The organism is Erythrobacter westpacificensis (assembly GCF_039542285.1).
Taxonomy (GTDB): Bacteria; Pseudomonadota; Alphaproteobacteria; order Sphingomonadales; family Sphingomonadaceae; genus Alteraurantiacibacter; species Alteraurantiacibacter westpacificensis.
On sequence record NZ_BAABHV010000017.1, the window covers coordinates 253,540 to 270,988 of the forward strand.

At 62.6% G+C, this 17,449-nt stretch carries 17 protein-coding genes; 6 read left to right on the forward strand and 11 right to left on the reverse strand.

What is annotated here, in order from left to right:
• Window positions 1-86 precede the first annotated feature (86 nt).
• The 3 genes from ABFX23_RS12100 to ABFX23_RS12110 all read left to right on the forward strand — a co-directional run bounded on the left by ABFX23_RS12100 (window position 87) and on the right by ABFX23_RS12110 (window position 3,191).
• Entirely contained in the window at window positions 87-746 is a 660-nt protein-coding gene (locus tag ABFX23_RS12100) for a ComF family protein (RefSeq protein ID WP_346033300.1), read from the forward strand.
• A 331-nt stretch (window positions 747-1,077) separates the two neighbouring features.
• Window positions 1,078-1,455, forward strand: a complete 378-nt coding sequence (gene hisI / locus ABFX23_RS12105) for a phosphoribosyl-AMP cyclohydrolase (RefSeq protein WP_428831667.1) — start codon at window positions 1,078-1,080, stop codon at window positions 1,453-1,455.
• The gene (locus ABFX23_RS12110) at window positions 1,455-3,191 is read left to right on the forward strand and encodes an acyl-CoA dehydrogenase family protein (RefSeq protein WP_346033301.1); all 1,737 of its coding nucleotides are present in this window, start codon (window positions 1,455-1,457) and stop codon (window positions 3,189-3,191) included. Before hisI ends, ABFX23_RS12110 begins: the two co-directional genes overlap by 1 nt.
• Here ABFX23_RS12110 and ABFX23_RS12115 read toward each other — a convergent pair.
• The 5 genes from ABFX23_RS12115 to tyrS form a co-directional block, all read right to left on the reverse strand.
• Entirely contained in the window at window positions 3,188-3,892 is a 705-nt protein-coding gene (locus ABFX23_RS12115) for a dienelactone hydrolase family protein (RefSeq protein WP_346033302.1), read from the reverse strand. The two genes, ABFX23_RS12110 and ABFX23_RS12115, sit on opposite strands and share 4 nt — an antisense overlap.
• Window positions 3,889-4,809, reverse strand: coding sequence for a cysteine synthase A (gene cysK, locus ABFX23_RS12120; protein ID WP_346033303.1), 921 nt, complete (start codon window positions 4,807-4,809; stop codon window positions 3,889-3,891). Before cysK ends, ABFX23_RS12115 begins: the two co-directional genes overlap by 4 nt.
• Window positions 4,810-4,813: 4 nt before the next feature.
• Window positions 4,814-6,124 (reverse strand): MFS transporter, encoded by a 1,311-nt coding sequence (locus ABFX23_RS12125; protein WP_346033304.1) that lies wholly within the window; start codon window positions 6,122-6,124, stop codon window positions 4,814-4,816.
• Between the two features lie 77 nt (window positions 6,125-6,201).
• A complete protein-coding gene (locus ABFX23_RS12130) occupies window positions 6,202-6,540 on the reverse strand; it encodes a PilZ domain-containing protein (protein ID WP_346033305.1) in 339 nt (112 codons plus the stop codon).
• Between the two features lie 71 nt (window positions 6,541-6,611).
• Window positions 6,612-7,844, reverse strand: a complete 1,233-nt coding sequence (tyrS, locus tag ABFX23_RS12135; RefSeq protein ID WP_346033306.1) for a tyrosine--tRNA ligase — start codon at window positions 7,842-7,844, stop codon at window positions 6,612-6,614.
• Between the two features lie 61 nt (window positions 7,845-7,905).
• Between tyrS and ABFX23_RS12140 the strand changes: the two genes are divergently transcribed.
• Together ABFX23_RS12140 and ABFX23_RS12145 are read left to right on the forward strand one after the other, a co-directional pair.
• A complete protein-coding gene (locus ABFX23_RS12140; protein ID WP_346033307.1) occupies window positions 7,906-8,451 on the forward strand; it encodes a DOMON-like domain-containing protein in 546 nt (181 codons plus the stop codon).
• The gene (locus ABFX23_RS12145) at window positions 8,448-9,650 is read left to right on the forward strand and encodes an exo-beta-N-acetylmuramidase NamZ family protein (RefSeq protein ID WP_346033308.1); all 1,203 of its coding nucleotides are present in this window, start codon (window positions 8,448-8,450) and stop codon (window positions 9,648-9,650) included. The genes ABFX23_RS12140 and ABFX23_RS12145 overlap by 4 nt, the downstream gene beginning before the upstream one ends.
• Here ABFX23_RS12145 and ABFX23_RS12150 read toward each other — a convergent pair.
• Window positions 9,644-9,997 (reverse strand): hypothetical protein, encoded by a 354-nt coding sequence (locus ABFX23_RS12150; RefSeq protein WP_346033309.1) that lies wholly within the window; start codon window positions 9,995-9,997, stop codon window positions 9,644-9,646. The genes ABFX23_RS12145 and ABFX23_RS12150 overlap by 7 nt on opposite strands.
• An 81-nt stretch (window positions 9,998-10,078) precedes the next feature.
• On the opposite strand from ABFX23_RS12150, the gene ABFX23_RS12155 reads away from it, so the two are divergent.
• Window positions 10,079-10,804, forward strand: coding sequence for a glutathione S-transferase family protein (locus ABFX23_RS12155; RefSeq protein ID WP_346033310.1), 726 nt, complete (start codon window positions 10,079-10,081; stop codon window positions 10,802-10,804).
• A gap of 6 nt (window positions 10,805-10,810) precedes the next feature.
• Here ABFX23_RS12155 and ABFX23_RS12160 read toward each other — a convergent pair whose 3' ends face one another.
• The 5 genes from ABFX23_RS12160 to ABFX23_RS12180 all read right to left on the reverse strand — a co-directional run bounded on the left by ABFX23_RS12160 (window position 10,811) and on the right by ABFX23_RS12180 (window position 17,443).
• Window positions 10,811-11,992, reverse strand: a complete 1,182-nt coding sequence (locus ABFX23_RS12160; protein ID WP_346033311.1) for a vWA domain-containing protein — start codon at window positions 11,990-11,992, stop codon at window positions 10,811-10,813.
• A gap of 9 nt (window positions 11,993-12,001) precedes the next feature.
• Window positions 12,002-12,853, reverse strand: a complete 852-nt coding sequence (locus ABFX23_RS12165; RefSeq protein ID WP_346033312.1) for an AAA family ATPase — start codon at window positions 12,851-12,853, stop codon at window positions 12,002-12,004.
• A gap of 70 nt (window positions 12,854-12,923) precedes the next feature.
• Window positions 12,924-14,201, reverse strand: coding sequence for a serine hydrolase (locus tag ABFX23_RS12170; RefSeq protein WP_346033313.1), 1,278 nt, complete (start codon window positions 14,199-14,201; stop codon window positions 12,924-12,926).
• Between the two features lie 24 nt (window positions 14,202-14,225).
• Window positions 14,226-16,217, reverse strand: a complete 1,992-nt coding sequence (gene parE / locus ABFX23_RS12175) for a DNA topoisomerase IV subunit B (RefSeq protein ID WP_346033314.1) — start codon at window positions 16,215-16,217, stop codon at window positions 14,226-14,228.
• A 62-nt stretch (window positions 16,218-16,279) separates the two neighbouring features.
• A complete protein-coding gene (locus ABFX23_RS12180; RefSeq protein WP_346033315.1) occupies window positions 16,280-17,443 on the reverse strand; it encodes a penicillin-binding protein activator in 1,164 nt (387 codons plus the stop codon).
• Window positions 17,444-17,449 lie beyond the last annotated feature (6 nt).

Sequence of the window (17,449 nt, forward strand, 5' to 3'; positions counted from 1 at the left end):
TTGCGGCGAGAATCCGAAAAGATGGAAGGGGGATTGGTGGCCATGCCCGCTTGCCTACCGATCCTCGCCGGAGCAGCATAGCCCGCATGTCCGTGAAAGATGCATTCGCCCCTCTGGTGGACCTGATATATCCGCCCCGCTGTCCCTTGTGCGGAGAGGCGATCGCGGCACAGCGCGGGCTGTGCCTGGAGTGCTGGTCAACGCTCGAAATGCCCGACGCCGACCCGGATGGCGAAGTGACCGCCGCCACACTCTACAACGACGCTGCCCGCCAACTGGTGCTCAATTTCAAGCACGGCCGCAAGATCGCGCTTGCCGGAATGATGGCGCGGCAGATTTCGGCCCGGCTTCCGGCACTCGAGGGGGACTGGCTCGCAGTGCCGGTGCCGCTCCATCGCACTCGCCTATGGCAACGCGGCTATAACCAATCCGCCCTGATCGCGCGAGAGATCTGCAAACTGCGAGATGTCACGCTGGCCGTCGATGCACTGCTCCGCCCGAAGCGGACCCCGAGCCTCGGGGGGCTCGGGCGAACCGAACGCGCGAAGGTTTTGCATGATGCGATTGCGTGCAACCCGGCCCGGATGCCGCTGCTTCTGGGCGCGAACGTTCTGCTGGTGGACGATGTGCTGACCAGCGGTGCGACGAGCAACGCCTGTATCCACGCGCTCAGGTTGGCGGGAGTTCGCCGGGTGCACGTCGCCTGCTTCTCGCGAGTTGGCGAGGGGCGCCGGGACGATGGATAAGAGACAAAAGCAAAACGCCCGGGCACTATGTCCCGGGCGTTCGCGTGACGATATCGCTGGAACTGTCGCGCCAGCCCCCCAGCAGGCGCGCCTGTTCCGAACCCTCATGAACACGATGCCCCTGATAGTTCAGTGTGGCACCGAGACCCCCCATTCCCTGGCCGGAATGGCAGGCGGCCCGTCAAACCGCGGTACATTCATCTCAAAGAAAGGTTGCGAGGCAAACAGCGATGTCAGCTATTGTTAGTTTTTGCCGCAGGGATGTGTTTATCTTGCAACAAATGCGTACAGGGAGTGCAACCTACTGTGCGATTGCGAAAGGATAAGAGCCATTTCCACCCAAGAAGCAGAACGCGAAAGCGGCAGCACCTTCATGCCGAAATTCGACGCAGCGGGCCTGCTGAGCGCCGTGGTACAGCACGCCGAGACCGGTGAGATCCTGATGCTGGCATTCATGGACGAGCAGGCGCTGGATGCCACGCGCAAGACCGGCATCGCCCACTTCTATTCCCGTAGCCGGGGCAAGCTGTGGATGAAGGGAGAGACTTCGGGGAATGTGCTCAATGTCGAGGCAATCCTTGTGGATTGCGACCAGGATGCACTTGTGCTGAAGGCAATGCCCGCCGGTCCGGCGTGCCATACCGGCGCGCGCAGCTGCTTCTATCGCAAGCTGGCAGGTGACAGGCTCGAACGGGTTGGAGAAGTTTGATGAGCGGATGGTCCGCACCCACGCAAGATACGCTTTTTGTGCTGAATGACGTCCTGAAAATTACCGAAAGCGACCTTCCCGGCTACGACCAGCTGGACGAGGACATCGTGCAGGCCGTGGTGGAAGGCATGGGCAAGTTCTGCGGCGAGGTGCTGGCGCCGCTCAACCCCGTTTCCGATGCACAAGGCTGCACCCGGCACGAAGACGGCAGCGTGTCCACGCCGGAGGGATTCCGGGAAGCCTACGCACAGCTGATCGAATCGGGCTGGAACACCATCGCCATGCCGGAGGAATTCGGCGGACAGGGCATGGGCCACGTGCTGGGCACGGTTTTCGAGGAATACATGAATTCGGCCTGCGCCAGCTTCATGATGTATCCCGGGATCGTCGGCGGTGCGACATCGACGATTATTTCGGCAGGTAGCGACGCGTTGAAGGAAGCCTACGTCGAAAAGATCGTAAGCGGCGAGTATCTGGCCACGATGGCGCTGACCGAGGGGCACGCGGGGACTGATCTCGGCCTGATGCGCACAAAGGCGCAACCGCAGGACGACGGCTCATTTGCGATCACGGGCGAGAAAATCTTCATTTCGGGCGGCGAGCACGACCTGACGGAGAACATCGTGCACCTCGTTCTGGCAAAGCTGCCCGATGCACCTGCCGGTTCTCGCGGAATTTCGCTGTTCCTCGTGCCGAAAATTCTCCCTGATGGCACCCGAAATGCCATTTCCTGCGCGTCTATCGAGCACAAGATGGGCCTGAATGGCAGCGCTACCTGCGTCATGAACTTCGATGGCGCGACGGGTTGGCTGCTCGGCAAGGAACACGGCGGGCTGGCGGCCATGTTCATCATGATGAACGCCGCGCGTCTTGCTGTCGGCGTGCAGGGTCTCGCCCACGCCGAACACTCGTACCAGCGCGCCGCCGCCTACGCGCTGGAACGCAAGCAGGGACGCGGAATGGGCGAGCGGCCCGATCCTTCGGCTGCGGCGGATTCGCTGCTGGTTCACCCCGATGTGCGCCGGATGCTGATGGATGCCCGCGCCTTTGCCGAAGGGTTCCGGGCGCTGGTGCTGTGGACCGCGATGGAGATAGACCGCGCCCACGCTGGGGATAGGGAGGCAGATGCGCTGGTTTCCTTCCTCACCCCGGTCATCAAGGCCTACGGCAGCGACCGCGGGTTCGAGACGGCCGTGGATATGCAGCAGGTCCTTGGCGGCCACGGATACGTCAAGGAATGGGGCATGGAGCAGATCGTGCGCGATGCCCGCATTGCCATGATCTACGAAGGTGCCAACGGTGTGCAGGCGTTGGACCTGGCCGGGCGCAAGCTGGCGAAGGACGGCGGCGCGGTCGCCATGCGCTTCGCAGCCTTGGTGGAAGCAGACCTGAAGGACGCGCCGGAATGGATCGCCGAGCCAATGGCGCGGGCGCTTGGTGACACGCGTGAGGCCGCAGGGTGGATGCTGGAAAACGCAGGCGAAGACCCGAACACGCTCGGTGCGGCGTCCTACGCCTTTCTCGAGATGATCGGCGTGGTGGCGATCGGCTGGATGTGGGTTCGCATGGTGGCTGCCGTGGAAGCGCGCGATGATGGCTTCGCCGAAGCCAAGCGCATTACCGCGCGTCATTATGCCCAGTCGACCCTGCCGCTCACCTCAGCCCTCCGCGCGAAGATAGAAGGCGGGGCGCAGAACCTGATGGCCTTGCCCGAGGACGCTTTCCTGCGGGCCTAGTCTTCCAGCACCTCGTCGAACAGCGAGAGCATCGCGGCCCAGCTTTGCCTGTCCGCGCTGGCATCGTAATCGGTGGCGGGATTGTCGTTCGGGGCAGGGTTTGTGAAGCCGTGCTTCACGCCCGCGTAGGAGTGGAAATGCCAGTCGGCACCGGCATGGTCCATTTCCTCCCAGAACTTCAGCACCTGCTGGCGCGGCACCATTGGGTCCGCATCGCCGTGGCAGACGAGGATGCGGGCGGAGACCCTGCCGGGTTCGGCTGGCATGTCTGTATTCAGCAGCCCGTGGAAACTTACGACGGCTTCCACCGGAGCACCCTCGCGCGCGAGTTCAAGCGCGGCCTGTCCGCCCATGCAGAAACCGATGATCAGGACGGGGAGTTCACTAGCGCCCTTGAGGGACACGAGCGCCCTGAGAGAAACCCGTAACCGTTGGCGATATTGTTCCGGCGTTTCCCGAATCTCAGAGGCGCAGACACGCGCATCGTCGAAGCTTGACGGCGTCTTGCCATAGAAGTCGGCGATCATGGCGAGGTAGCCCGCTTCGGCCAGTTCCCACGCTTTCGCCTCCACGGCAGGGGTGGGGTTCATGATCGTGGGGAACACCAGCACGGCTGCGCGGGGCTGGCCTTCGGGACGTGCGACGTGGCCGTTAAGGCTCGTCCCCGCGTCCTCGTAGGTGACAGGCTCGAAGGCGCTCATTCGCCCGGCCAGAAATCGGGGACGGAGAAGTAACGCTCGCCGGTATCGTAGTTGAATCCGAGCACGCGCGTGCCAGCGTCAAGTTCGGCGAGCTTGCTCTTGATCGCGGCGAGCGTCGCGCCGGAACTGATGCCGACCAGCAGACCCTCTTCCCGCGCACAACTGCGGGCCATTTCCTTGGCTTCTTCGGCATCGACCTTGATCGCGCCGTCGATCGCGTTGGTGTGAAGGTTGCCCGGGATGAAGCCCGCGCCGATGCCCTGGATGGGGTGCGGGCCGGGCTGGCCACCGGAGATGACCGGCGAGAGTTCGGGTTCCACGGCGAAGGCCTTCATCGAGGGCCATTCCTTCTTCAGCGCCTCGGCACATCCTGTGAGGTGGCCGCCGGTGCCAACGCCGGTAATCATGTAATCGATCGGCGCGTCCTTGAAGTCGGCCAAAATTTCTGCGGACGTCGTGCGTGCATGAATCTCGACGTTGGCGGGGTTCTCGAACTGCTGCGGCATCCAGGCATTCTCGGTTTCGCCGACCAGTTCTGCCGCCCGCTCCAGCGCGCCCTTCATGCCCTTTTCCTTGGGCGTCAGATCGAAGCTGGCACCATAGGCCAGCATCAGGCGACGGCGTTCGATGCTCATGCTCTCGGGCATCACGAGGACAAGCTTGTAGCCCTTGACGGCCGCCACCATCGCAAGGCCGATGCCGGTGTTGCCGCTGGTGGGCTCGATAATGGTGCCGCCCGGCTTCAGCGCGCCGCTCTTCTCTGCATCCTCGACCATGGCAAGTGCGATGCGATCCTTGATCGATCCGCCGGGGTTCGCGCGCTCGCTCTTCACCCAGACCTCGTGATCGGGGAACAGGCGCGAAAGGCGGATGTGCGGGGTGTTGCCGATGGATTGCAGGACATTGTCGAACTTCATGGGTTCAGGCTCCCTTGTCTGTCTGTTTGCCGGGCATTGTGCCTTCCGGCGCGTCTTCTGTCTCTACCAATTCTTCAGGCGGGTCGAAGGTCCGGGTGGTGCGTAACACGGGGAAGAGCACGGCCCACAGGCCCACAGTAAGAATCGCACCCACGCCGCCCAATGCCACGGCAGCCACGGGGCCAATCAGGAAAGCCAGGCTGCCGGAGAAGAAATCGCCGAACTCGTTCGAGGCGCTGATCGTAAGCTGCGAGACGGCCGAGACGCGGCCGCGCTTCTCGTCCGGCGTGTGCAACTGGATAAGCGACTGACGGATATAGACGCTGAACATGTCCGCGCAGCCCACGATGAACAGCATGGCCAGGCTCAGCACCATGGAAGTGGAGAAGGCGAACACCACGGTCGCGCCGCCGAACGCCGCCACGGCCATCAGCATCAACGGGCCGACGTTGTTCTTCAGCGGGCGGAACGAGAACCAGAGGGCAGTAAGTGCCGCACCGATGGCAGGCGCCATGGCCAACTGGCTGAGACCCGTTGCCCCCACTTGCAAGATATCTCTCGCATAGACCGGGAACAGCGCGGTAGCTCCGGCGAGGAACACGGCGAACAGGTCCAGCGTGATCGACCCCAGCACCATCTTGTTGCGCCAGACATAGACCATGCCTTCGCGGATCTGCTGGATAGGCCGGGCCGGGCCTCGCGGTTTCTGCTTCGGCAGATCCCCGATGAAGGACAGGCAGATCGCCGCGACGAGGAACAGGACGGCCCCTGCGGCATAGGGCAAAGCCGGCTCGATCTCGTAGAACACACCGCCCACTGCAGGGCCAACGATCATGCCAACTTGCCACGAGATGGAAGACAACGCGATGGCGCTGGGCAGGATCGACTTCGGAACGAGGTTGGGCGCAAGCGCCGAAAGCGCCGGCCCGGCAAATGCGCGGACGACGCCAAGAACCACGGCTACGGCGTAGAGCACCCACAGGCTCATCGCCTCGTTCCAGGTGAAAGTCGCCAGCACGACTGCGCAGACAAGCTGCAACAGCGCGGTAAGACGGCCGAGGTTACGCCTGTCGAAACGGTCTGCTGCCAGACCGGAGAACGGCGTCAGCAGGAACAGCGGTACGAATTGCAGCAATCCGATCAGGGCGAGCTGGCCCGATGCCTCGCCCACGCTCATCCCGCCGTCGCGGCCAAGGTTGTAGGTCTGCCACCCGATGATCAGCATCATCGCGTATTGGGCAAGGGTGGTGGAAAGGCGCGCGAACCAGAAGGCGCGAAAATTGGCGATGCGGAAAGGAGAAGCTTCGGGACTCACCCGCTCGCCATGGCAGCGCCGCCAGCGCTTGCCAAGTCAATCGAAGTTGGGACGGCTAAAGCTTCAGCCGATGCGCCTCAGCTCCGGCGGCGGAGCGCGGGGTTGGGCTGCATTTCCGCGATCATCGTCTCGAAGGAATCGAAGCGGATGATGCGCTCGAACTGGAAACCGGCGCGGTCGTCGGTAATCCAGATGCAGTAGGCCTCGATCCGGCCAACGCTGGGCAGGCGGATAATCATGCGATCGCCGCGGTTGATGCCGTCGACCTTGTCGACCATGAAGCCGTGCGCTGAAATGTTGGAAATGTGCAGCGTCATGTCGCCATGCTGCAAGTGCTCCGCGATGACCGAATAGTCCACCGGATGCCGCGTCGAACGCCGCATATCGGTGACTGAGAGCTGTGCGCCGCCTGCCATGACCTGTTATTTCCTTTCAAGCGATTGACCCGCCGAAGGTAATGTCAGGAAATGGTGGACTTTTCGTAAAGCTACCCGCGCTTGAGGACCGCGTGCTTCTTCTTGCCGAGGCTCAATCGGGCTTCGCTTCCCCCGGCCAGTTCGATCAGGAAGCCCGGATCGGACACCGTTTCGTCATCCAGCTTCACTGCACCCTCGGCCACCTTGCGCTTCGCCTCGCCATTGGACTGGGTGAAGCCCAGCTCGGTTAACGCGGCACCTACACGAATGCCTTCGGACGGCACGATCAGCGTGGGGAGGTCTTCTCCACGCCCACCGCCGGCGAAGGTCTGCTCTGCCGTGGCACGGGCCGATGCGGCGGCTTCCTCGCCGCGCACCAACTTCGTGACTTCGTCGGCCAGCACGATCTTGGCGCCGTTGATCTCGCTGCCTTCGAGCGCTTCCAAGCGAGCGATTTCATCCAGCGGCAGGTCCGTGAACAGCTTCAGGAAGCGGCCCACGTCGCGGTCGTCCGTGTTGCGCCAGAATTGCCAGAAATCGTAAGCAGGCAGCTGGTCCTCGTTGAGCCACACCGCCCCGGAGGCCGTCTTGCCCATCTTGCCGCCGTCGGCAGTGGTCAGCAGCGGCGTAGTGAGGCCGAACAATTCGGTCCCGTCCATCCGGCGGCTCAGTTCCATGCCGTTTACGATGTTGCCCCACTGGTCGCTGCCGCCCATCTGCAGGCGCACGCCCATTTCCTGCGCCAGGTGCCGGAAGTCGTAGCCCTGCAGGATCATGTAGTTGAATTCGAGGAAGGTCATCGGCTGTTCGCGGTCGAGTCGCAACTTCACCGAATCGAACGTCAGCATCCGGTTGATGGTGAAATGGGTGCCGACCTTGCGCAGCATCTCGATGTAGCCGATCCCGCCAAGCCAGTCGTAATTGTCGACCATCACCGCGTCGGTTGGCCCGTCTCCGAACGTCAGGATCTTCTCGAAGACAGTACGGATCGAGGCGATGTTGCTGGCAATGTCTTCTTCCGACAGCATCTTTCGGCTCTCGTCCCGCCCGGTGGGGTCGCCGATGCGCGTGGTCGCGCCGCCCATCAGCACGATCGGCTTATGCCCGGTCTGTTGCAGACGACGCAGCATCATGATCTGCACGAGCGAGCCGACATGCAGCGAGGGGGCGGTCGCGTCGAAACCGATATATCCCGGAACGGTCTGCCGCACAGCCAGGGCATCCAGTCCCGCAGCGTCGGTGACCTGATGGACATAACCGCGCTCATTGAGCACTTGCAAAAGTTCGGAGTCGTAAGTCGTCATTTCGGGGGATTTGGCGTCTTTATTTGTTGAGGACGGGGGCGCGTAGCACGGGGACACTTGCTTGCAAACGCATGATCTGGTCGCACATGCCGCACATCCACCGCTGGCCGTACGCCGGGTGGAGGCGCGAATTCTTTCACTTACCGATAACTGGGTGCGCGTCCGCTGGCGCATCGATGGCCCGCAAAAGCTGGTCCTGCCGCAGTTTGCAGGCAGGGGCAGGGCGGACGAGCTCTGGAAAACCACCTGTTTCGAACTCTTCATGATGGAGAAGGACGGCACGCCGTCTTATTCCGAATTCAACCTGTCCCCGTCGGAACGCTGGGCCGCCTATGATTTCAGGGACTATCGCGAGGGCATGACCGAACGGCCATTTCCGCGCGAACCCGATTGCGTGATGCGCATGGGCACGGCCATGGCCATTTTCGATGCCTCGCTGCCACGCTCGCAGATGCCGGAGCCGCCTGCTGCGATCGGCCTGTCCGCGGTGATCGAGGAAGAGGGCGGCGTGAAAAGCTACTGGGCCATCTCCCATCACGGGGATGAGCCCGATTTTCACGATCCCGCTTGCTTCGAGGGCGCACTTGCGCGAACCCGCGCTGCATGAAATTCGGAATAGACCGGCTGCTGGCCGAACCTGAACTGCTGAAACCGCTCAAGGGAAGACGGGTGGCGCTTGTCGCGCACCCCGCTTCCGTCACGGCAGACCTGACGCACAGCCTTGATGCGCTGATCGGTGCGGGCGTGAATGTCACCAGTGCATTCGGCCCGCAGCACGGGCTTAAGGGCGACAAGCAGGACAACATGGTGGAAACCGCCGATGAGACCGATCCGGTCTACGGCATCCCTGTCTTCAGCCTCTATGGCGAGGTTCGACGACCGACCGGCCAGATGATGGCGAGCGCGGACGTGTTCCTGTTCGACCTGCAGGACCTGGGCTGTCGCATCTACACCTTCGTCACCACGCTGCTCTACCTGCTGGAAGAGGCGGCGAAGCATGGTAAGACGGTGTGGGTTCTCGACCGGCCCAATCCGGCAGGACGTCCCGTGGAGGGCACTCTCCTGCGACCGGGCTACGAAAGCTTCGTAGGCGCGGCCCCCATGCCGATGCGCCACGGTCTGACCATGGGCGAGATTGGGCACTGGTTCATCCGCCACTTCGGACTCGACGTGGATTACCGGGTCATCACCATGCACGACTGGCTTCCCGAAGCTCCCGGCTACGGCTGGCCGCAGAGCCGCGTCTGGATCAATCCCAGCCCCAATGCCGCCAGTCTCAACATGGCCCGCGCCTATGCCGGTACGGTGATGATCGAGGGTGCGACGCTATCCGAGGGGAGGGGCACCACGCGTCCGCTGGAAGTGCTGTTCGGTGCGCCCGATGTGGACGCCAAGCGCGTCATGGCGGAAATGGAGCGCCTTGCGCCCGAATGGCTGGCAGGTTGCGCCTTGCGTGACTGTTGGTTCGAGCCGACCTTTCACAAGCACGTCGGCAAGCTATGCAACGCGCTGATGATCCATGCAGAGGGCGCGTTCTACGATCACGCCGCCTTCCGCCCGTGGCGATTGCAGGCGCTCGCCTTCAAGGCGATCCGCAACCTCTACCCCGATTACCAGATCTGGCGAGGCAAGGATTTCAAGTACGAGTACACGGAAGACGTGCTCGCGATCGACGTGATCAACGGCGGTCCGTCCCTGCGCGAATGGGTGGATGACGCAGGCGCAAGCCCTGCCGATCTCGAAGCGCTGGCTAAACCCGACGAAGCGGCATGGCGCGAAGATGTGGAGCAGCTGCTACTTTACTGAGCCGGTTGCAACGACACCGGTTGGCGGTCGTCGTTTTCGGGCGGGCGCATCAGTGTGCCGTCGGCCAGCACCAGCAGACCGCAGCCGTTCACCTGGTAATCCACCGCGCGGATCGGTTGCAGCGTGTCCGGCCGTGCGGGATCGCGGAACAACTGCGCTTCGGCTTCAGCTCCCGAAATGACCAGCGGATCGTCCTCGCACGCATAGTCGGCATCGGGATCGACGAGAGGTGTCTGCACGGCGTCCCGCGATGCATCGGGCGGAGAGATCACACCGGGCGCGACCGGCTCGTCCGGCGTCGTGGCGCCGATCGTCGCAAGCGCGATAAGGGGAAGAAATACCTTCATTTCCGTTTCACCTTTGACGCGCATCATATCATTGCGCGATAGCTTCTCCAAACAAGAGCAAAGCTCACCAGGGAGAGACCATTGCTGACACTCTACAGTTTCGGGCCGGGCGCGAATTCACTGAAGCCGACATTGGCGCTTTACGAAAAAGGCATGGAATTCAACCATCGCCTGCTGAATCCGGCCAAGTTCGAACATCACGAGGACTGGTTCAAGGCGATCAACCCGCGCGGCCAGGTGCCGGCCCTTGAGGACGAAGGCCGGATCATCACCGAAAGCACGGTGATCTGCGAATACCTGGAAGACGCGCACCCCACTGCGGTAAAACTGCGCCCGGAAAGCCATTTCGACGTCGCGCAGATGCGCGTGTGGACCAAATGGGTGGATGAGTATTTCTGCTGGTGCGTTTCCACCATCGGGTGGCACCGACACGTCAGCAAGATGGTGAAAGACCTGTCGGACGAGGAATTCGAGAAGGTCGTCGCCCGCATCCCGGTGCCTGAGCAGCAAGTGAAGTGGCGGCGCGCACGCGAAGGTTTCCCGCAGGACATGCTCGACGAGGAGATGCGCAAGATCGCCGTGAGCGTGAAGCGGCTGGACGATCACCTGCGCGACAACGAATGGCTGGCGGGCGGCGTCTATTCACTCGCCGACATCTGCAACTTCGCCATCGCCAACGGAATGCAGCACGGTTTTTCCGAACTGGTGAACACCGACGATACGCCGGGCCTCGTGCGCTGGATCGAGCAGATCAACGATCGGCCCGCTGCAAAGGCGATGTTCGCAGCCGTGCCGCGCGAGTTCTAGGCCGGGCTAACCCTGCTTGCGGGTGAGCGTGCGCATCGCATCATCGAGCCCGTCCAGCGTCAGCGGAAACATGCGATCGCCCATGATCTGCCGGATCATCTGGGTGGACTGGGTGTATTGCCATGCGCGCTGCGGGTTGGGGTTCAGCCACGCGACGGCGGGATAGGTGTCCACCACCCGCTGCAGCCAGACTTCACCTGCTTCCTCATTCATGTGCTCGACCGAGCCGCCGGGCCAGGCGATTTCGTATGGGCTCATTGCCGCGTCACCGACGAAAACGATCTTGTAGTCGTGGCCATACTTGTGAAGGATATCCCAGGTCGGGATATGCTCGCTCCAGCGGCGTGTATTGTCCTTCCACACGCTCTCGTAGAGGCAGTTGTGGAAGTAGAAGAACTCCATGTTCTTGAATTCGCTGGTCGCCGCGCTGAACAGTTCCTCGGTCGCCTTCACGTGATCGTCCATCGATCCGCCGACGTCGAGAAACAGCAGCAGTTTCACCGCATTGTGCCGCTCGGGACGCATGCGGATATCGAGCCAGCCCTGCTTCGCTGTTCCGCGAATGGTTGCATCGAGATCCAGTTCGTCTGCCGCGCCCTCGCGCGCAAACCGGCGCAGGCGGCGCAGCGCCACCTTGATGTTGCGCGTGCCTAGTTCCTTGCTGGAATCGAGATTGGCGAATTCGCGTTTTTCCCACACCTTGATGGCGCGCCGGTTACGACTTTCCCCGCCAATGCGGACCCCGGCGGGATTGTAGCCCGAATTACCGAACGGGCTGGTGCCACCGGTGCCGATCCACTTGTTGCCGCCCTGGTGGCGCTCTTCCTGCTCTTCAAGGCGCTTCTTCAGCGTCTCCATGATCTCGTCCCAGTCGCCCAGTTGCTCGATCGCTGCGCGTTCCTCCTCGGTCAGGAATTTCTCGGTGACGGCGCGTAGCCATTCCTCCGGGATTGTCGCCTGATCTTCGCCCAGTTCGGAAAAGACGCCGTGGAAGACCTTGTGAAACACCTGGTCGAACCGGTCGAGCAGGCCCTCGTCCTTCACGTAGGTGGCGCGGGCGAGGTAGTAGAATTCCTCGGGTCGCCGCTCGATCACATCGCTGTCGAGCGCTTCAAGCAGGGTCAGGTGCTCCTTCAGGCTGGCGCGAATACCCGCGCCGCGCAATTCGTCGAGGAAGTTGAGAAGCACGCGGCCCGCCTAGCGGTTTTCGCGCCGGGCCATGAAGGCGAGCCGCTCCAGCAGCATCACGTCCTGCTCGTTCTTCAGCAGCGCGCCGTGCAGCGGCGGAATAGCCTTTGTAGGGTCGCGGTTCTGCAGCACATCCACCGGCATGTCTTCCACCAGCAGCAGCTTCAGCCAGTCGAGCAGTTCGGAGGTCGAGGGCTTCTTCTTCAGGCCCGGCACCTCACGCAGCTCGTAAAAGATTTCCAGCGCCTGCGTCACAAGACGCTTCTGGATGTCGGGGAAGTGCACGTCGATGATCTCGCGCATCGTCTCGTCATCGGGAAACTTGATGTAGTGGAAAAAGCAACGGCGCAGAAACGCGTCGGGCAGTTCCTTCTCGTTGTTCGAGGTGATGACTACGATGGGCCGCTCTTTCGCGGCGATGCGCTCGCCCGTCTCGTAAACGTCGAACTCCATCCGGTCGAGTTCCTGCAGCAGGTCATTCGGAAACTCGATATCGGCCTTGTCGATCTCGTCGATCAGCAGCACGGGCAGCTCGGGGCTCGTGAACGCTTCCCACAGCTTGCCCTTTCTGATGTAGTTGGAAATGTCGTGCACCCGTTCGTCGCCCAGCTGGCCGTCGCGCAGGCGGGCAACCGCGTCATATTCGTAGAGGCCCTGCTGCGCCTTGGTCGTGCTTTTCACGCCCCATTCGATCAGAGGCGCGCCGATGGCCTTGGCGATTTCGTGAGCCAGCACGGTCTTGCCGGTGCCGGGTTCGCCTTTGACCAGCAGGGGACGGCGCAAAGTGACAGCGGCGTTCACCGCCACTTTCAGATCGTCGGTAGCGACGTAGTTTTCGGTGCCGGTGAAGCGCTGGGTCATGTGCCTGCCTGAATTGCGAATGTCTCCGGGCTAGCTAGATATCGCGGCGCAGCATCGCAAGGCGAGTTGGCTATTCTCCCGACGCCAGCGCAATGGCGCGCATCCCCAACAGTTCGAACGCGGACTGGTCGACTGCGGCTTCCGCATTGTTCCAGCTCATCGTGACGACGCGCCAGTCGCCCGAATTATCCCGCAGGAGCCAACTGAGGTTGAGCACACCCGGCTCGGACCCGCCCTTGTAGCCGACATAGTCCCAATCGGCGCGCATGGCATCCGAGACGCCGGAACTGACCGCGAGGATATCAAGCGCCGTCTTGTCCTCCAGTGCCACGATCCGGTTCAGCACAGCGGCAATATCGTTGGCCGAAGCAAGCCATTCGATTTCGATACTGTTCGGACCGGATGTGAAGGCATTGCGCACCTGGGCTTCGTCACGTTCGATGCCTGCCAGACTGGCAAGAGCTTCGCGGCGCCACGTGATATCAGCACCGCGATATTCCTCAGGGTCGATTTCATCGCCGGATTTCAGCACGAACAGCTCGCGGGTGGTGAGGAAGGGGAGCATGGCATGCGGATCGGCGTGGCCCGATGCCGCGACTTCGGCTTCGATAGCGTCGCGGCCCAGAACGTCGATCAGCTGGTCCGTCGCAGTGTTGTCGCTGATCGAGATCATCAGGGTTGCCAGTGTGTGCAGGGTGACGGGCGCGCCCTGCGGCCAGTCCTGCGATACCCCGCTGGGATAGCTGCGCACCGAAAGCGGCACCACGTCGACCCAGTTGCGTTCGCCTGCCGCGATCGAGCGCGCCAGGGCAGACAGGACATAAAGCTTGAACGTGGAGCCAATGGCGAATTGGGTGTCTGCGTTGTGCGCGGCAATCGGTTCGCCATCACCGAGGGTCGTCACGAGGATGCTGGTATCACCGGGTAGGGCAGCGATGTCATCAATCAGTTGCTCGACCGAATCGCCGATGGGGCGGATATCGTTCAATACGAAGCCCGTAATCTCGAAAGGCGCGGCATCTTCGAGTGTGAACGATCCGCTGGCAAGACCGCGCTCGAACCGGATCGCGATCTCAGCCCCATTGGGAGTGACCGGCTTGACTGTTTCGATCCCGATCATCGGCCCGAACTGACTCTCGATCTGGCCGAGGATAGCCAGGAACTGCGCTTCAGGAACGGCATTGACGAAGCCATCAGCGAAGACCTCGCCATAGATTGCCTCGCCGCGCATGGCGGCCGTGATATCTTCGCCGCGCTGTTCAAGCCGAAGGGAGTCTTCGCTGCTCTGGGCGAAAACGGATGACGGCATGATGGTCATCGCGATGGCCAACAACAAATTGCGGATCATGGCTTCCCCCGAATGTTCCTGCGATCAAGCGTCGATCAGGTCCCGATCCAGCTCTCCTGCGCGGTTCTGGATGAAGTTGAAGCGATGTTCCGGATTGCGGCCCATCAACTGGTCGACAAGTTCCTTCACCGCAAAACGCTGCTCATGCTGTTCTGGCAGGGTGATGCGCACCAGTGAACGAGTTTCCGGGTTCATCGTGGTTTCGCGCAGCTGTTGCGGGTTCATCTCGCCGAGGCCCTTGAAGCGCCCCACGTCCACTTTCTTGCCCTTGAAGACGGTCTCCTCGAGTTCGGCGCGATGCTCGTCGTCGCGGGCGTAGCGGCTCTCCTTACCGGCGGTCAGGCGATAGAGTGGCGGCTGCGCGAGGTAGAGGTGCCCCTTGCGCACCAGTTCGGGCATTTCCTGGAAGAAGAACGTCATCAGCAAGGTCGCAATGTGGGCGCCGTCCACATCTGCGTCCGTCATGATGACGACGCGGTCGTAACGCAGGTTCTCCGGGTCGCAATCCTTGCGCATCCCGCAGCCCAGTGCGAGCGCGAGGTCGGCGATTTCGCTGTTCGCACGAATCTTGTCGGCACTCGCGCTGGCGACGTTCAGGATCTTGCCGCGAATTGGCAGGATCGCCTGCGTCTTGCGGTCGCGCGCCTGCTTGGCGCTGCCGCCTGCGGAATCGCCTTCGACGATGAACAGTTCGGTTTCGGCGTCTGTTTCGCCGCTGCAATCGGTCAATTTGCCAGGCAGGCGCAGCTTCTTGGCATTGGTCGCGGTCTTGCGCTTGATCTCGCGTTCCTGCTTGCGCTTGAGGCGTTCTTCCATGCGTTCCATGACAGAACCGAGCAGCGCCTTGCCGCGCTCCATGTTGTCGGACAGGAAATGGTCGAAGTGATCGCGCACCGCATTCTCGACAAGGCGCGCGGCTTCAGGACTGGTAAGGCGGTCCTTCGTCTGGCTCTGGAATTGCGGGTCGCGAATGAAGACCGACAGCATGATCTCCGAGCCGGTCATCACGTCATCGGCGGTGATGTCCTTGGCCTTCTTGGTGCCGGTGAGATCGCCGAAAGCGCGCAGGCCTTTGGTAAGCGCGGCGCGCAGCCCCGCCTCGTGCGTACCGCCATCGGGGGTGGGCACGGTGTTGCAGTACCAACTCGTCGAACCATCGGACCATAGCGGCCACGCCACGGCCCACTCGACGCTGCCCTGTTGCACGCCGTCGTCGCTGTGCGGGAAATCCTGCTTTCCGGTGAAGAAATCGGCAGTGACGCACTCACGCGATCCCACCTGTTCCTTAAGGTGATCGGCAAGGCCGCCCGGGAACTGGAACGTCGCCTCAGCGGGCACTTCCTCACTCGCAAGCGAAGGCGCGCACTTCCAACGAATCTCTACCCCTGCGAACAGGTAGGCTTTCGACCGGGCCAGCTTGAACAGGCGTTTCGGGTTGAACTTGCGATCCCCGAAAATCTCGGTGTCGGGCACGAAGGTGACGCTGGTGCCGCGCCGGTTGGGGGTGTCGCCGACCTTGGCGATGCTTCCCTGCGGCAGACCCTGCGAGAATTCCTGCGCGAAAACCTGCTTGTTCCGCGCCACTTCCACCCGCGTGAAGCTGGAAAGCGCATTGACCACGGAAACGCCGACCCCGTGCAGGCCGCCGCTGGTGGCATAGGCCTTGCCCGAAAACTTGCCGCCCGAGTGTAGCGTAGTCATGATCACTTCGAGCGTGGACTTGCCCGGAAACTTCGGGTGTTCGTCCACCGGCATCCCGCGCCCGTTATCGGTGATGGTCAGGCGGTTGCCTTCTTCCAGCACCATTTCGATGCGATTGGCGTGGCCGGCCACGGCCTCGTCCATCGAGTTGTCGAGCACTTCGGCCGCGAGGTGATGGAGCGCGCGATCGTCCGTGCCGCCGATGTACATGCCGGGGCGGCGGCGGACGGGCTCAAGCCCTTCCAGCACCTCGATGGAGGAGGAATCGTAGTCTCCGCTGCCCTGCGGCGCGTTATCGAACAGGTCGTCACTCATGTTCACGATATAGGCACGGGGAATCCGCGCCTACAAGCGGGCAGGAGCAACTTATCCGTCGGTTAGAAGCCGGTGGGGGCAGGATCGACCACGGTGAACGCCCCATTCCCCACCTGGCGCACTTCCATCGCGCGTTCGCCAAGCCCATTGGTCTGGAAGCGGATCGGGCCATCGAGACCGAGGAAACCGCCGTCAGTCGTCAGCAGGCCCGCAGGCAGGTCGGTGCCCGGCTCCCAGTCACGCGTGAGGCGCAGCGTCAGCAGAACCGCGTCGTAGCCTAAGGTGGCGATCCGGAACGGCTGTTCCCCGAACCGCGATTCGTAGCTGCTGGCGAATTGGCGATAGCGATCGTCGGGCACGGCTGCGAACCATGCACCACGCATCGCGCCTTCGTTCAGCAGACTGTCCTGTCGGCTCCAAAGCTCGGTGCCGATGATCGAGGGCAGGGCATCGCCCGCGTCCTTCAGACGCGGTGCGGCCATCGCGGCGAGGCGCGCGTTGTCGGCGATCAGCACAGTATCGAAGCCGCCCGCCGTCGTCAGCCGGTCCGCTGCGCTGATGATGGAGGTGTTGCCGCGATCGTAGCGCTGCACGTCCACCACGGTGCCGCCGCGAGCCAGGATGGCCTGCTCAGCCGCTGCCGTCGTGCGGTTGCCATAATCACCGCGCGGCGCGAGGATTGCGAACCGGCTCGCGCCCTGGTCGAAAGCAAAATTTACCGAGCGCACCACCGATTGCTCAGGGATGTGGCCCATCACGAACACGTCGGAGCGAGCGACGGTGGTGTCGTTTGAGAAAGTGATCAGCGGAATGTCCCTCGGCCGCGCCTGCTCCAGCACGGCACCCACGTTGTCACGCTGCAAGGGGCCCAGGATGAGGCGGTTGCCGTCGCTGATTGCGCGGCTGGCGGCGGCGCCTGCACCCGCGTTGGTGTCGTAGGTCGTGATGCGCAGGTTCTGCGCGCCGGTATCCAGCAGGGCCATCGTCGTCGCGTTGGCGATGGACTGGCCGACTTCTGCATTGCTGCCGCTCATCGGTACGAGCAGGGCCACGCGGTGCCGGTCCTCGTCCTCGGGCAGGACGGCGGAATCCGGTGCAGTCGGCTGGTCGATCACCGGCCCGCCCGCATCGGGGCGCGGAGCTTCTGCGCCCGGTATTACCTGGCACGCCGCGAGCAGCAGACTGCCCGTGATCGCCGCCATAATGCGTTTGAAATTACCCAACATGCTTGC

Coding starts and splice junctions, on each gene's coding strand:
- ABFX23_RS12180 (WP_346033315.1), bottom strand. CDS start 17,443: ATGTTGGGTAATTTCAAACGCATTATGGCGGCGATCACGGGCAGTCTG.
- ABFX23_RS12110 (WP_346033301.1), top strand. CDS start 1,455: ATGAGCGGATGGTCCGCACCCACGCAAGATACGCTTTTTGTGCTGAAT.
- ABFX23_RS12115 (WP_346033302.1), bottom strand. CDS start 3,892: ATGAGCGCCTTCGAGCCTGTCACCTACGAGGACGCGGGGACGAGCCTT.
- tyrS (WP_346033306.1), bottom strand. CDS start 7,844: ATGACGACTTACGACTCCGAACTTTTGCAAGTGCTCAATGAGCGCGGT.
- cysK (WP_346033303.1), bottom strand. CDS start 4,809: ATGAAGTTCGACAATGTCCTGCAATCCATCGGCAACACCCCGCACATC.
- ABFX23_RS12165 (WP_346033312.1), bottom strand. CDS start 12,853: ATGACCCAGCGCTTCACCGGCACCGAAAACTACGTCGCTACCGACGAT.
- ABFX23_RS12150 (WP_346033309.1), bottom strand. CDS start 9,997: ATGAAGGTATTTCTTCCCCTTATCGCGCTTGCGACGATCGGCGCCACG.
- parE (WP_346033314.1), bottom strand. CDS start 16,217: ATGAGTGACGACCTGTTCGATAACGCGCCGCAGGGCAGCGGAGACTAC.
- ABFX23_RS12170 (WP_346033313.1), bottom strand. CDS start 14,201: ATGATCCGCAATTTGTTGTTGGCCATCGCGATGACCATCATGCCGTCA.
- ABFX23_RS12145 (WP_346033308.1), top strand. CDS start 8,448: ATGAAATTCGGAATAGACCGGCTGCTGGCCGAACCTGAACTGCTGAAA.
- ABFX23_RS12130 (WP_346033305.1), bottom strand. CDS start 6,540: ATGGCAGGCGGCGCACAGCTCTCAGTCACCGATATGCGGCGTTCGACG.
- ABFX23_RS12100 (WP_346033300.1), top strand. CDS start 87: ATGTCCGTGAAAGATGCATTCGCCCCTCTGGTGGACCTGATATATCCG.